The organism is Actinomyces bouchesdurhonensis, from assembly GCF_963540955.1.
Taxonomy (GTDB): Bacteria; Actinomycetota; Actinomycetes; order Actinomycetales; family Actinomycetaceae; genus Pauljensenia; species Pauljensenia bouchesdurhonensis.
In genome coordinates this window covers 1-14,686 of sequence record NZ_CAUTSL010000056.1, presented here as the reverse complement: position 1 = coordinate 14,686, position 14,686 = coordinate 1, and the positions used below count along the sequence as shown (strand labels likewise).

Annotated in this window: 9 protein-coding genes, 2 tRNA genes and 1 pseudogene; 6 read left to right on the top strand and 6 right to left on the bottom strand. The window is 65.0% G+C overall.

Annotated features, from left to right (window positions below; genetic code table 11):
• The coding region (locus RYL44_RS08630; protein WP_314975718.1) for an NAD(P)-binding domain-containing protein at positions 1-277 on the bottom strand (277 nt) is incomplete at its 3' end.
• A 166-nt stretch (positions 278-443) separates the two neighbouring features.
• Complete coding sequence (locus RYL44_RS08625; RefSeq protein WP_314975721.1) at positions 444-1,970, bottom strand: CCA tRNA nucleotidyltransferase; 1,527 nt, start codon at positions 1,968-1,970, stop codon at positions 444-446.
• A gap of 210 nt (positions 1,971-2,180) precedes the next feature.
• Here RYL44_RS08625 and RYL44_RS08620 point away from each other — a divergent pair, with 210 nt between their 5' ends.
• The 6 genes from RYL44_RS08620 to RYL44_RS08595 are packed head-to-tail and all read left to right on the top strand — an operon-like array spanning position 2,181 to position 10,441.
• A complete protein-coding gene (locus tag RYL44_RS08620; protein WP_314975720.1) occupies positions 2,181-2,651 on the top strand; it encodes an NUDIX hydrolase in 471 nt (156 codons plus the stop codon).
• Entirely contained in the window at positions 2,644-5,103 is a 2,460-nt protein-coding gene (locus RYL44_RS08615) for a DUF6049 family protein (RefSeq protein ID WP_314975717.1), read from the top strand. The genes RYL44_RS08620 and RYL44_RS08615 overlap by 8 nt, the downstream gene beginning before the upstream one ends.
• On the top strand, positions 5,100-8,297 hold the full coding sequence (locus RYL44_RS08610; protein ID WP_314975716.1) for a lipid II flippase MurJ: 3,198 nt from the start codon (positions 5,100-5,102) through the stop codon (positions 8,295-8,297). The genes RYL44_RS08615 and RYL44_RS08610 overlap by 4 nt, the downstream gene beginning before the upstream one ends.
• Before the next feature lie 16 nt (positions 8,298-8,313).
• Positions 8,314-9,351, top strand: coding sequence for a thioredoxin-disulfide reductase (trxB, locus tag RYL44_RS08605; RefSeq protein WP_314975715.1), 1,038 nt, complete (start codon positions 8,314-8,316; stop codon positions 9,349-9,351).
• Positions 9,348-9,779, top strand: coding sequence for a YchJ family protein (locus RYL44_RS08600; protein ID WP_390883816.1), 432 nt, complete (start codon positions 9,348-9,350; stop codon positions 9,777-9,779). The genes trxB and RYL44_RS08600 overlap by 4 nt, the downstream gene beginning before the upstream one ends.
• A 20-nt stretch (positions 9,780-9,799) precedes the next feature.
• Positions 9,800-10,441, top strand: a complete 642-nt coding sequence (locus RYL44_RS08595; RefSeq protein ID WP_314975714.1) for a phosphatase PAP2 family protein — start codon at positions 9,800-9,802, stop codon at positions 10,439-10,441.
• A gap of 2,186 nt (positions 10,442-12,627) precedes the next feature.
• Here RYL44_RS08595 and RYL44_RS08590 read toward each other — a convergent pair.
• From RYL44_RS08590 to RYL44_RS08575, 4 genes and pseudogenes are all read right to left on the bottom strand, one after another.
• Positions 12,628-12,849: pseudogene (locus RYL44_RS08590) on the bottom strand (transposase); the annotation flags it as partial.
• A gap of 1,469 nt (positions 12,850-14,318) precedes the next feature.
• A tRNA-Ala gene (locus RYL44_RS08585) sits at positions 14,319-14,391 on the bottom strand.
• A gap of 13 nt (positions 14,392-14,404) precedes the next feature.
• Positions 14,405-14,539, bottom strand: a complete 135-nt coding sequence (locus RYL44_RS08580; protein WP_234968796.1) for a DLW-39 family protein — start codon at positions 14,537-14,539, stop codon at positions 14,405-14,407.
• Between the two features lie 30 nt (positions 14,540-14,569).
• A tRNA-Ile gene (locus RYL44_RS08575) sits at positions 14,570-14,646 on the bottom strand.
• Between the last annotated feature and the right edge of the window lie 40 nt (positions 14,647-14,686).

Here is a 14,686-nt window from a genome sequence, read left to right as displayed (position 1 = left end):
CCATGACGGCGTCCGTCGAGGGGCCGGCCTGGACCATCATGATGGCGACGCGCGGAGTGCGAAGCGATGCGACGAAGTCCGGAAGAGTTGACGCGGGAACGAAGGTCGCCTCGTCGCCGTGCTCGGCCATGAGCTTGTCGGTGCGCGCGGGCGTGCGATTGAAGACGGCAGTCGCGTACCCGTTGCGAGCCAGGTTGCGGGCGAGGTTGGCACCCATCACACCCAGTCCGTACACGCCGATGTCAGCCGACGCCTTCTTTGGGGTAAACGTGCTCATGCGGTGACTCTCCTAACGTCTGGGTCAGTTGTCACCAGGGTACGTCCGGAATAGGTGGGGGTGCACCGTGCGCGGGCGTGAGGATGGTCGCGCCCACTCTGGGACGCGGCTTTCCGACGCTACGCTCAGTGCTTGCGTCGCGTCGGGCTTAGGTTTCGTGGCTGCTCTACCCCTGCGCCTCGCGTACTGCCTTCGCGGCGGCCTTGCGGGCCTTCTTTTGCGCGACCTTTGCCTCCCAGTGGGCCTGCTGCGCCTGGTATTCCTCGGCGAGGGCGCGCACGTCCTCCGAGGCCCACCACTCCAGGAGTGCCTCGCGGGCTGCCTCCTCGCCCAGCGGTCCGCGTTCCATACGCAGCTCAAGCAGGTAGTCGCGGGCGATTTTGACGGCGCGCGAGGGGCGCAGCCCCAGGATGTCCATGATTTGGTCGCCGTCGAGGTCGGGGCGGATCGCGTCGAGTTCCTCCTGCTGCCGCAGGGCGGCAATCCGCTGCTCCAGGTCGTCGTACGCTGCGGACAGGTAGTCGGCCTTGCGGCGGTTGCGGGTCGTGCAGTCTGCGCGCGTGAGGCGATGGAGGCGTTCGAGGAGGTCACCGGCGTCGGTCACGTATCGGCGCACGGCCGAGTCGGACCAGGCGACCTCGCCGTAACCGTGGAAACGCAGGTGCAGGGCGACCAGGTTAGAGACAGCCTCGATCGTGGCCTTGTCGAAGTGGAGGGCCTTCATGCGCTTGCGCGTCATCTTCGCGCCCACGATCTCGTGGTGATGGAAGGACACAGAGCCGTTCTTCTCGAAGCGGCGCGTCGCCGGCTTGCCGACGTCGTGCATGAGGGCCGCGAAGCGCAGGATGAAATCGGGGGCGGGAACCGGGCCGTCCGGGCCGGTTTCCAGGTCCATGGCCTGCTCGACGACGGTGAGGGTGTGCTCGTAGACGTCCTTGTGGCGGTTATGTTCGTCGACGGTGGAGACGAGGGCGGATACTTCGGGTAGGACGATGTCAGCGACTCCCGTGTGGACCATCAGTTCGATGCCGCGGCGCGGGAAGGGCGAGATGATGAGGCGCTCAAGTTCTGCGCGTATGCGCTCGGCGGAGACGATACCCAGGCGCGATGCCATGGTTTCCATCGCGTTCATGACGTCCAGGTCCACGTCGAGGCCCAGCTGGGCGCTAAAGCGGGCGGCACGCATGATGCGCAGCGGATCGTCATCGAAGGACTGTTCGGCGGACACGGGTGTGCGCAGGTTCCCATCCGCGAGATCCGTCAGGCCGCCGCACGGGTCGACGAGGGCCATCTGCGGCAGGCGCATCGCCATGGCGTTGACCGTGAAGTCGCGGCGCGTCAGGTCGCCTTCGAGCGTGTCACCGAAGGTCACCTCGGGCTTGCGTGAGCCGATCTCGTACTCGTCGGTGCGATACGTCGTCACTTCGACGATCAGGTCGCCGCGGCGCCCGCCGATCGTACCGAATTCCTTACCGATGTCCCACGTCGCGTTACCCCACTGGGCGAGGAGTTCTTCGGTGCGCTCAGGGCGAGCCGAGGTCGTCATATCAAAGTCGTGAGGGGTGACACCCAGGAAGGCGTCGCGCACGGGCCCGCCGACGAGCGCGAGCTCCTCCCCGGCCTCGTCAAAAATCGTGCCGAGTTCCATAATCGCGGGCGGGAGCGCCGCAAACGTCCTCGTGGCGTTCGCCATGAGGGTAGGAATGTCCGTCGTTCCGGCGTTTTGCGCGGTCACGGGGCCGTTGATCGGGGAAGCTGACTGGGTACTCATCACCCCTAAGCATGCCAGGAAAGCGCCCTGGCCGACTACCGGGGGCCGCCCACCGGCTAAAGTGGAGTCATGCCTGCACGTTCCGTTGACCGCCGAGCCGGGGTTCCCAGACCCCCGCGTCGGTCTGCTTCTGTGCGCGCGGGCCGCTACCACCTGCCTATTTCCGCTGAGACCAGCGCGGGCGGCATCGTCGTTGACGTACGTGACGGAATTCCCTATGCGGCTCTGATTGCTCGGCGCAATCGCGCGGGCCGCGTCGAGTGGTGCCTACCCAAGGGGCATCTGGAGGGGTCCGAAACCCCGCAGCAGGCTGCGCTGCGCGAGGTCGCCGAGGAAACCGGCATCCATGGGCGCATCATCCGCCACCTCGCCTCCATCGACTACTGGTTCTCCGGCAATGACCGCCGTGTCCACAAGGTCGTCCACCACTACCTGATGGACTACGAGTCCGGCACGATCACCGTGGAGGGGGACCCGGATCATGAGGCCGAGGCCGCCGCGTGGGTGCCCCTGCGCGACGTGTCACGCCAGCTTGCCTACCCCAACGAGCGCCGTATCGTGCGCATCGCCCTCGACTTACTGTATCGGGATAGCCGTGGGTAGGCGCGCGTCATGGGCGCTCGCCCTTTGCGCGGCGCTGGTCCTTCCCTTCGGTCTGGTCATTGACGAGGCCGTGGCCGCCCCCGTGTCCGCGCAGACGTCTGCGACGGGACAGGAGCGTCCCGCCGTCATGGGCGCTGTTTCCGCCGATTCCAACCTGTCTGTGTCGATCAACGCACTGACGCCTCGCATTATGACGAGTGAGAGCGAACTCGTTATTTCAGGCACGATCCGCAACGATTCGCCAACGACCCTCGCCTCTGTGAGCCTCGAGGTTTTCGTCGCCAACGAAACACCTATCTCTGTCTCTGCCCTGACGACACAGCTGAGCGAAGACGAGCCTGACGCCACACATGCGGCGTCCACCACGCTCAGCAACGTGGTGCGCGGCGCAACCACCCCCTTCGAAATTCGCATCCCCAGGTCCAACCTGCCGCTGTCCGACACCGACGAGTGGGGGCCGCGCGTTACCACCGTCACCGCGACTTCCGGTGACTTTTCAGGCAAAGATCGCTCAATCATCGTGTGGGACTCAGGCGCGCAGGTCGCTGCCTCCCGCGTCTCCGCGGTGGTTCCCTGGACAAAGACGAACGCTGCGAACAACCAGGCCGAGCGTTCGGCACTCCTGTCCCTGGCGGGGACATCGGGCCTGACACTGGCCGTCGATCCCCTCCTGATTCCGCGCGGCCCCCAGCCTACGACCGCCCCCAAGCCCTCCACACCAGCGGACCAGGATCATTCCGAGGAAGAATCGGGGCAGTCGAGCCAATCCGGCCAAACCACAACCCAACCGAACCCGTCCACCTCCGCGGTGCCAACACCCGCGCCCACGGCCACCGACCCCGCGCAGCGTTCCCGTGACCTTCAATCCGAGGCATTCGTTTCCGCCTTCATGTCGACCGCCTCCGAGGTCATCGCACTGCCTAACGGCGACGCAGACCTCGGTGCCCTCGCCCTGTCAGGTAACACCGGTTTCTGGGGTTTAGCCTCCGAATCCATTGACGCCTTCCCGGGGACCCTGCGGCAAACCGGTTGGGTTGCGCCCTCCCCGACGCCAGCAAACCCCACGCCTAGCCCCTCCGCATCCAGTCAAGCCGCGAGCGTCCCCTCACACTCGACGCCCCCCACCGCCTCCGCGACCCCCTCCCCAACGACATCGGCCACCTCTGCCGGACAAAGCGGAACCACGTCGGCCTCCCCCGACTTAGGCCCCACGATCCTGCGTAACGTCGGTTGGCCGGCCGATGAGACCTTCGGCACAACTTTCCTGTCCAACTTCGCGGCTGCCGACCAAATCACGATCGCCCCAGCCTCGTCCCTGGCTCCCGCCGAAGAGGTACCCTTCACCTCCCTGGCACGCGTCAACATCAACCCGACCACGGGACAAACCTCAACAAACGGGGCCGGCGCACACGCCCTCGCCCAGCAGGCCGACATCGCAGCGCTCCTGTCGTGGAACGCCAGCGGCAGCGACGAGCTGGACGCAGAGCAGGCCCTCACCGCGATCACCGCGATCATCGCTCGCGAACGTCCCTCCTCGTCACGCACCCTGTTCGCAGCAGCCCAACGCGGGACCGCAATCAACGACCGCCTCACCAGCCGCGTGAACGCACTCTTCTCCCCCCGATGGGTCTCCGCCATCTCCTTCACGGACATCGCCAGCAGCGAGCCCACAGACATTGAGCGCGACACAGTCGACACCGGCACCCTTGCCGACGAAACGAAAACCGGGATCGACACCATGGCCTCGTCTCTGACCATGCTCGCGCCGCTGGCAAACGCGACACACGATCCCGATGCCGTCTTCGCCTCCGTCACCCCCGCGATCCTGCCCGCACTCAACGCCGGGTCCACCCCATCCGAGCACCTCGACAACGCGACCGCGATGACAAACCAGGTCACCGCCATGCTCGCAGCCGTATCCGTCGAACCATCCTCGACCGTCAACCTCATTAACAAATCAGCGAACTTCCCGGTCCTCATCCGCAACAACCTGGACTGGCCGATCAACGTCGACGTCACCCTCATCCCAGACGACCCGCGCCTGCGCGCCACCCCGGCGCTTTCCCAGGAGCTGGCCGCACACGGAGCGACAACCGTCGAAGTGCCCGTCGGCGCGATCGGCAGTGGCGACATCGAGGTCACCTACAGGGTGACAACTCCCGACGGTCACGTCCTCGACGACTCCCAGACCGTCACTGTTCGCATGCGCGCCGGCTGGGAAGACGCGATCACTGCTGTCATCGCCTGCCTCTTCGGACTCCTTTTCGTCGTCGGCATCAGCCGGTCGCTGCGCGGCCGGGCAGCTCGCGAGGCACAGGCATCGGACGCCCACGAGGACGCACCTACCTCCGAAGCTGGTAGCCGCACCGATACGGAAAGTCCCGCCCAGGCCTCGGACACACCAAACGACCCCGCTGACCAAGAGACAGCCACGACGAAGGAGACCCCATGAGTTCGAACACGTCTCGTCGATCGATTCTGAGGGCATCGGCTCTCATGGCGTCCGGAACGATGGTGTCGCGCATCCTCGGCTTCGTGCGTAACGCGATGCTGATCGCCGCAGTGGGCGCCACCGCCGGCGGCGTGGGCGCTGCCTTCCAGACGGCCAACACGCTGCCCAACACCGTGTTCAACCTCCTGGCCTCCGGCATCTTCGACGCGGTCCTGGTACCGCAGATCGTCGGCGCTATCAAGCGCCGAAACGACGGCGACACTTACGTCAACCGGCTCCTCACCCTGGCGGGCACAGTCCTGTTCCTCGTCACTTTCGTGACGATGATCCTCGCACCCCTCCTGGTCATGATCACGGCCGCGGGCTACACCGACGACATCCGTCACCTGGCGATCCTCTTCGCGCTCCTATGCCTGCCGCAGCTCTTCTTCTACGGCCTGTACAACCTCCTGGGCGAGCTCCTCAACGCCCGTGAAATCTTCGGGCCCTACATGTGGGCACCCGTCGTCAACAACGTCGTAGGCATCGCCGGCCTCGGTCTTTTCCTCGCGATCTGGGGCAGCGCCCCCGACGGCGGCATTCCCGCGGGCGACGTGACCGGCGCCCAGTTCTGGGTCCTGGCCGGTTCAGCAACCCTCGGCGTCATCTGCCAAGCCCTGTGCCTGCTGTGGCCGATGCGTCGTGCGGGCATCTCCTTCAAGCCCGACTTCCACTTCCGTGGCACATCCTTCGGGTCGATGCCGCGCGTCGCCGGCTGGACGTTCGCGACCCTCGGCGTCTCCCAGATCGGTGTACTCTCCACCAATAACCTGGCCGCCATGGCCGACGGCTATATCGGTCGCAACGGTGCCCAAGGCGGCGTCGTCGGCATCCTCGCCTACTCGACGGCATTCATGATCTTCATGGTCCCCCAATCGCTCATCACCGTGTCCTTGACGACCGCAATCTTTACGCGCATGGCGGGTGCCGTCGCCGACGGTGACGATAAAGCAGTCGCCGACAGCTACCACCTGGGTGTCCGCACGATAACCTCACTAACCCTCGCCGCCGCCGCGATGCTAATGGCCGGTTCTGTCCCCATGATGGAGATCGCAATGGCAGCCAAGGGCGGGGACCCGCAGGCTGTCACCGCTTATGCGCTTGTACTCACCTCGCTCATGCCGGGTGTCGCCTCCACCGGCATGGTCCTCATGAGCCAGCGCGTCTTCTTCGCCTACGAGGACGTCAAACCTGTCTTCCTCATGGGCATTGGGCCCACGATCATCCAGGTGATCGTCGGTTGGTCGCTGTACGCCATGACGGGAGCGCGCTGGTGGGTGGTCGCCGCTGCCCTGGGCGAGACCGCGTGCCGCCTGACGCAGGGTGTCATCGCCGTCGTGTGGGTCTCGCGTGAAAACCGCTACGTGGACCGTTCAGGCCTGCTGCGCTCCTACATCTGTTACCTCGGCGCTGCGGTTGCATCGGGCATCGTCGGCTTCGCTGCCCTGTGGCTCATAGGTATTCACACGAGCGTGTCGTCTTCGCTGGGCCGCATGGCTATCGCGGGCGTCAAGCTCTCGGTTGTCTCGGCCATCACCGGCCTCGTCTATCTCCTGGTGCTGCGCTTGATTGCACCCAGCGAATCCCTTGCCATGATGCGTCCCCTCCTGACGCGCCTACGTGTCCCCGTCTCTGTGGTGAACATCCTGACAGCGTCGTCCACGCCTACCGCGCAACCAACTGCGATAATGGCGTCACACACACACGAACAGACGGAGGAATCGATGGCCGACACGCCAGAAACGACCGGCGACGGCAAGGCGTTGCCGTCGTTCGACGAGGTTGTCTCCAACTCGCCGATTCCCGCTCCACCTGCCCCACCCGCACCCGCAGCCCCACCCGCACCCGCAGCAGCACCCGCACCCGCAGCAGCGCCCGCACCCGCACCCGCAGCAGCGCCCGCACCCGCACCCGCAGCAGCGCCCGCACCCGCAGCAGCGCCAGAGGAGGCGGCAAGCATCGCAACAACACCCGCGTCCACCGGCGCGCCTGCCGTCGCAGCGGCGGCACCGGTCCTCGACCCGGCGACGCGGGCCCCCACCGCGAACCCCGGCGTTGTCGAGGCCGTGGCGGCCCCCGTGGTTCACGCCGTCGCCGAGGCCACGGATGCGGCCCAGGCTCAGGCAACCCCGGAAACTCAGGCAACCCCGGAAACTCAGGCAACCCCGGAGGCTCAAGCGATTCCGGAGGCATTAGCAGAGTTCGGCGTCGAACCACTGACCGAGGAAGAGAGCGTTGACGCGGCCCAAGTGCCCACAACCTCGTTCCCGGTCGCTCCCCCGCCACCCGCGCCCACGGCCAGCGGCTACGAGCGCGAAGGCGAGGACTACGAAACAGACTTCCCACACCCTGCGCCGCTCGCAGACGCACCTGCGACCCACCAGATCCCGCGTGTTCAGGCGATGTCACCCACCGTCCCCGCGGAGGATGCCACCGAGGTCCTGGACCCGGTCACCGCAGTTTCCGCGGACCAGGCCACGGCCTCGCCGGAGGAGACGAAAGCCCCACAGCGTACCGGCAAGCTCATCGATCCGACGAGACCCGCGCTTCTCTTCGGCCTGGCGCTGTTCCTCTTTGGAGCATTCTGGGGACCGTGGATGGCGACCCGACCCGTCACTAACCTTGACCTCGGCCAGTCTCTGCGCGCTGGCATCAACCAACAACAGTCCGCCGAAGAACCCGCACCGAACCTGACGACCACGCCGCCACCCGCGCCGTCCGTGACGCCCGTCATTTCCTCGGTGCAGGTCCTGTCGTGGAACAACGACGATGGTGACCACCCGGACCGCGCAATTAACATGATCGACTCAAACCCGTCGACCTCATGGAGTTCACGCTGGTTCGACAACAACCAATTCCGCGACGAGACCTCTGTAACAATTGTCGTGAAGCTACAGCAGAAGGCCACCGTTTCCTCGGTGACCCTCCAGATGGACCCGTCCACCTCCGGCGGCGAGATCGTCGTGCGTAACGTCACTGATCCGTCGAAGCCGCGCGAAGGAACAGAACTGGCTTCCTCGGCGTTGTCGCCGACGACGACGATTGAACTTCCCGAGCCCGTCGAAACCGACTCGATCGCACTGCAGTTCCGCTCCATGCCCAAGAGCCAGGACGGGCGCAACTGGGCGTGGATCTCTGAACTCACAGTTCAGTAACCCTGAAGGAGGGTACATGTCTTTCGTGACTGTTCCGGGCCTGGTGACGGCCGAACCCACCGAGAACACCACCGATACCTTCGAAGCGCCGATCCCATCGGACAAGGTTCCAGAGGGCGCCACCGTTCACGACGTCGTCATCGTCGGCTCGGGTCCCGCAGGCTACACGGCCGCCGTCTACACGGCTCGTGCGGGCCTTGCCCCCATTGTTCTGGCCGGCCAGCTGGCTGCGGGCGGCGCGCTCATGAACACGACCGAGGTCGAGAACTTCCCGGGTTTCCCCGAGGGCATTCAGGGCCCCGAGCTCATGGACAACATGCGCGAGCAGGCCGAGAAGTTCGGCGCGGACGTTCGCTACGAGGACGTCGTCGCCGTCAACCTCGAGGGCGACGTGAAGGCCGTGGCGACCGAGGACGAGGTCTTCTACGCGCGCGCCGTCATCCTGGCCACCGGCTCGGAGTACCGCCACATGAACGTGCCCGGCGAGGAGGAGTTCTCCGGCCGCGGCGTCTCCTACTGCGCGACCTGCGATGGTTTCTTCTTCAAGGATCGTCGCCTCGCCGTCATTGGCGGCGGCGACTCCGCGATGGAGGAGGCAACCTTCCTCACGAACTTCGCGTCCGAGGTCGTCGTCGTACACCGCCGCGACGCCCTGCGCGCCTCGCGCGTCATGGCCGAGCGTGCCCTGAATAACCCGAAGATTACCTTCGAGTGGAATGCGACCGTCTCCGAGGTCCTCGGCGACGAGGCCGTGACCGGCCTGCGCCTGACCTCCACGGTGGATGGCTCCGAGCGCGAGATCGCCGTGGACGGCGTGTTCGTCGCGATCGGTCACCTGCCTCGCACGGGCTTCCTGCGCGGCCAGGTCGCCCTCGACGAGGCCGGCTACATCCGCGTGGAGGAGCCGTCGACACGCACGTCCGTGGCGGGCGTGTTCGCGTGCGGTGACGCCGTGGACCACACGTATCGCCAGGCCATCACGGCCGCCGGTTCCGGTTGCCGCGCCGCCCTGGATGCGGAGCGCTGGCTGGCTTCCCTGGGCGACCAGGCGTGACCCCCTCCCCCGCTATGTCCGGCACGTCCGGCGCTAGCGTGCCCCGGCCTCGTACTTGCCCGTGCGGGTCGGGGGCGCTGCTGGCGCAGTGCTGCGGTCGCTTCCTGGACGGTGAGGTGGCTCCGACTGCCGAGGCGCTCATGCGCTCGCGCTACACGGCGTTCGCGCTGCGCGACGAGGACTACCTGTTCCGCACATGGCACCCGCGCACGCGCCCCGCTCCCCCGTACTGGGTGGAGGGGACGCAGTGGGTCGGCCTGCGTATCCTCGGGGCCGAGGCCGGGGGCCCCTCCGACGAGGAGGGAACCGTCACGTTCGTGGCCTCGTGGCGCGACGTGACGACGGGCGAGAGCGGCTCGATGCGGGAGCATTCTCGCTTCTCGCGCAGGGCCGGACGCTGGATGTACGAGTACGGCACCAACGACTGACACTACGGTAGGATTTCAATATGTTTGTTCGTCGACTCCTGTCGCCCCCCGTCATCGTCGGGGCTCTTCTCGTCGTGGTGGTTGCTATCGCCGGAGGCTTCATCACGAATCCACTGCCGATCGACACCACCGTGTGGACCGACTTCGTCGAGTCGCGCACGCCCGCGATGAACACGTTCATGACGGGTGCGTCCTGGCTGTTCGACCCCAAGCGCGCCGTCGCCTTGGCCCTCGTCGTGGCGGTCGCCGTGTGGTGGTTCGTCAAGAAGGTCATGCACGCCCTGTACATCCTGGGGTCCGTGGCTTTCTCGGGGATCAATGGCTACATCATTAAGCACATCGATTCGCGTCCACGCCCGGAAGAGGCCTACCGTCTGATCACCGAGGACGGCTATTCCTTCCCGTCGGGCCACGCGACGGCAGTGACCGCCCTGATCGTCTCCCTGGTTCTGGTGCTGACGATGACGCGCCTGGGCCGTCGTCTCCGTTACCTGCTGTGGGTCGCGGCCTTCGTCTTCATCGCGTTCATCTGCGTGACGCGCCTGTACCTGGGTGTCCACTGGGTGACGGACGTGATCGGCGGTTTTGGCGTGGGTCTCGGCTCCTCGATGATCCTGGCGCCGTTCATGCTGCGACCAAACGCACTGCGTTGGGTTCGATAGGCTCAATAGATTCAAGCATTACGCTGCGCCCGGGGCCACCGCCCCGGGCGCTTCTTTCTGCGTGACATATTCAGGGCTCAAGGATATGACGTGTTGGTTTTGTGGTGATTTTTCGGCGTGCTGGTGCGGGATAGTTAGTGTTGAAGGTGGGTGTTTCATTGTGGGGGCGTGAATGCCCCGCATGCCCGGTGGGCGGGTGAACGCTTGGCTTGGTATGGGCACTCGGCTTCCGGGGCGCGGCGGTGGCGCTGCTCCCCGGTGGCGTCGCTCGCTGGTGAGCTATCGGCCAGGTCAGCCGCATTAGTTCCGCGGCGATGCAGCGTGGTGTGTTCGTGGCTGGTGAGGCGTCGTCGTCGGGCGGATGTGCCAGGGGGTTCGCCTTTGGGCACTGTGGTCCGTTGTGTCAGTTAGGCGCTTGTTGGTCTGCCTCGCTATTGATGCCGCAGCATCCGCCGTAGGCCGTTGTGCCAGGGGGTTCGCGTTCGGGCGTAGTGGGCCGTTGTGTCAGTTGGACGCTTGTTGGTCCGCCTCGCTATTGATGCCGCAGCATCCGCCGTAGGCCGTTGTGCCAGGGGGTTCGCGTTCGGGCGTTGTGGGCCGTTGTGTTGGCGACGTAAGCTGTTGCCGGCGGGGTACCTGTCGGTGTGTCCCGCCATTGATTGCGCCGCGAGTCGTCGCGTGCGATCGCGTCTGTTGAGGTCTGGTGGTTCGCTGGACAGCGAGGCGGACGCCGTCATCGTTGGCGGCATCCAGTGGGCCGGGCTGCGACACGTCGGCGGCGCTCCTGGCAGTGCTGCCAGGCTCCCTGTTGGGCGGGCTCTCTTGATTGGGCAGGCGATTGTCTCGGGGCTTGTGTGCCCCGCGAATCCCAATCGTTAAGTATTGCGGTGTTTGTGGGTGCAGTTGAGCGTTTACTCGATCGACGTGCGCGCTTAGTTGCTCCGAGCAGGGGCTACCAGAGCGAATGCGAGTCCGCTAACTCGCACGCAGGCGGCCCCGCCCACACCCCAAATAGCCGGTTAACGTGCACCCACGCCGCCCCACAAGCGTCCCGGGCAGCCAGCCATCAGACCCAGGGCACGCGAGCCGCCCGCGCTTGACGTGCCCCGGACACCCGGCCATCAGACGCGGGACACGCGAGCCGCCCGTGCTTGAAGCCTCCCGGCGCGGCAGTACAACACTCCCTCACGTCGCACGATGCCGCACGCCTGGTGCCAGGCGCCGGTTTCGCGTTCAACCTCGCGCCGATCGTGCCAGACGGCAGGTGCCAGGCGACACACAGACCATGCTGACGCGGGCGAGAGGCACCGATTCCACCACATTGCTTGTTACCGATCGGGTGGAACCTTCCCGATCGGATGGAACCCTCCGAATAGAGCCAACCCCCATCGGCGGTGCGAGCACGCCAGCGCCATGACGGACGGCCGAAGCGCACGCCACAGCCAGCACCTGTCGGCGGCGCGAGCACGCCAGCGCCACCGACGCCTCCCCTGGCGACACCTCCCCCGACGACGCCCGGGACCGAGCCGCGACCAACACGCTTTCTCCAGCAACCCCCACATTCACCCCCGTTATGCATCTCCACACATCGGCGACTGGACGCTCCGACATAACTGCCAGGCTGCCGCGCTCTTCCGCAGTGCCGGTGCGTCGGCACCTGCGAACCTTGTATACCGGAGCAACCCACCCGAGCTCTCCGGCGTGGCCTGCCCAGCAAGCCTGCACGGCCTCCCTCTCGCCGCGGCCTACCCGCGACCGCGACAATGGCTGTCACCGTACGCATCTGAGCCAGCGCTGCTACCGCGGCGCCATTTTCATCACCCGAGCGAGCATGTTCCACAGGTGCCAAGGCGCGGGTTCCGACGTCTCCGGCGTTTGAAATCGCCGGCAGACACCTCTCAACCCGACTTGACCTGGCCAAACTCGATTTACGGTCAGTTTTCGCGCATCATGGAAGATTCTCCACCTCCTATCAACAACCGAGAATCCACAACTGTGCACAAACTTGTGGATACAATCCACCGAAAGAACTGAAATGACGCCAAATAAATGATTGATACCTCACATGTGACCGTTTTCCACAGTCATGACCGCCAGGTAGGAAGAGACCCAATCGACAGTTGCCGCACATGATCACGGTCAAGTCCTGTGGAGTGGTGTAATCGTTTTGTGTCCTTCGGGGTGGGTTATGCGCTGAGTTGGAGTGGGGGTTCCTCCTGTTGGGTGGGTTGGGGTGTGAGTCGTGATTTGGTGAGGATGTCGAGGCTGAGGTAGCGTCGGCCTTCGGCCCATTCGTCGTTTTGTTCGGCGAGGACGGCTCCGACCAGGCGGATGATGGCCTGGCGGTTGGGGAAGATCCCCACGGAGTCCGTGCGTCGGCGGATTTCGCGGTTGAGGCGCCCCGCCGGGCAGTCCTGCACCAGTGAGGGAGCATGACACCAAGGGTAATGGTGGGGGTTTTGCAGCATTAGAAGCCTCCCGTCGGCGTGTCGCCGGCGTGTCGCGCCTCTAATGGTGCAATTCCCCCCATTTGATGGCGATGCCACCGGCAGGCAAGTCACGCACGGGTCCCCGTGAAGCGCAACTCCACCCGCTTGGTGGCGGTGAGGCCGCGGTTCGGGGTGGTGAGGCCGCGGTTCGCGGGTATGTGGCGCCCACAGTGCAGACCACCTCGACGAACAATGGCTGGCATGGGCGTGATGGCCCAGATGTTCTGTGATGCGGGCGACTCCGGGACGCAGTTCACCTCTGCGACCCCTCCGCACCCAGGGGTGGATGGGGGGGTTTTGCAGCATTAGGAGGGTTCTGTCGGCGTGTCGCCGGCGTGTCGCGCCTCTAATGGTGCAATTCCCCCCGTTTACTGGCGGTGAGGCCGCGGTTCGGGGTGGTGAGGCCGCAGTTCGCGGGTATGTGGCGCCCACAGTGCAAACCACCTCGGTCACAAACGCCGACAACGGGGTGTCGTGGGCGAGATCGCCTGCGTTGTGAGCACAACGGCGCCTAACCTGGCGTATCGCTCACACATGAACCACTGAACATGCGCGTTAACCCCGCGACACGCACCTCAACCCCAAGATATGCGCCAGGGCGCCGCCCACGCGCATGCCATCGGACCCACATGCGAGGTGTCGGACCCACGTGCGAATGAGCGGGCCCACGCGCGCGGCGAGGAACGCAGGCAGCTCGCGCGCTCGGAGCAGTTTCGCATGCAACTCAATTGGGTGAACTTTCAACAGTGTCCGTAAACGTTGTAATTCCAACGATACGGTTGCGCGGTGAGACACGGTGTCGGGGGAATTGCATGCGACATTCGTGGAAAGCTCGCCGGGCGGGAGTCATGCGCTGCCACCCAAAGCTCCGCCGGTAGCGCAGCCAGCGACGTGCCAGCGGCCTGGCGCAGTGAATACCGTCGCCGCAAACGACCTGCTCAAGCCCCACCACGACAGATCAAGGGACCACGCACAGGCTCGCACTGAAACAACCACCTCCAACACCAACTTTCCCACACCAACACGCCGAAAGGTCACCCCTCCAGCAACACGTAGTGTCCTATAACCCGATCATTGGGCAGCCACACACGGGCCCGCGATGCGGCAAACACAGGAACGAGGCATCGCGACCAACTAAAAAAGTGACTTTCCCGCGCAACAAAGCCGACAAGTCACCACTCAACCAACACGTTTTGCCCATCCTCATAGTTGGTCCCAACCAACTAAAACACCGACTTTCCCGCACTAACAAGCCGAAAAGTCGCCCCTCCAGCAACACGTAGTGTCCTATAACCCTCCTGTCTTATAACCCCGATGAGCGCAGGCGGTCCCTGATACGAAAACCTGCCCCAGGTGACTGAGGCAGGTTTACTAGCGATCTTAAACTGTGGAGCTAACGGGACTCGAACCCGTAACCCCCTGCTTGCAAAGCAGGTGCGCTACCAATTGCGCCATAGCCCCGATCGGAGGACTTTCAGCCTTCCACTGTGTCCGTCACGGACATCCACAGGTCTGCGTTGTCAGAGAGATCAAGAAGAACTTGTCGAACGACGATGCCGACGGCTACGACGGATCCGACAGCCACACAGCAAGCGACCAGTTTCTTCATGACGATCCTCCGCTCAAACTCGCCCGCGGATGGTGGGCCTAGGTGGGCTCGAACCACCGACCTCAGTCTTATCAGGACTGCGCTCTAACCTACTGAGCTATAGGCCCAACCGGCACCCTTGCGGGCACTCGGATATAGTACACAGCA

Coding starts and splice junctions, on each gene's coding strand:
- RYL44_RS08625 (WP_314975721.1), bottom strand. CDS start 1,970: ATGGCGAACGCCACGAGGACGTTTGCGGCGCTCCCGCCCGCGATTATG.
- RYL44_RS08610 (WP_314975716.1), top strand. CDS start 5,100: ATGAGTTCGAACACGTCTCGTCGATCGATTCTGAGGGCATCGGCTCTC.
- trxB (WP_314975715.1), top strand. CDS start 8,314: ATGTCTTTCGTGACTGTTCCGGGCCTGGTGACGGCCGAACCCACCGAG.
- RYL44_RS08595 (WP_314975714.1), top strand. CDS start 9,800: ATGTTTGTTCGTCGACTCCTGTCGCCCCCCGTCATCGTCGGGGCTCTT.
- RYL44_RS08580 (WP_234968796.1), bottom strand. CDS start 14,539: ATGAAGAAACTGGTCGCTTGCTGTGTGGCTGTCGGATCCGTCGTAGCC.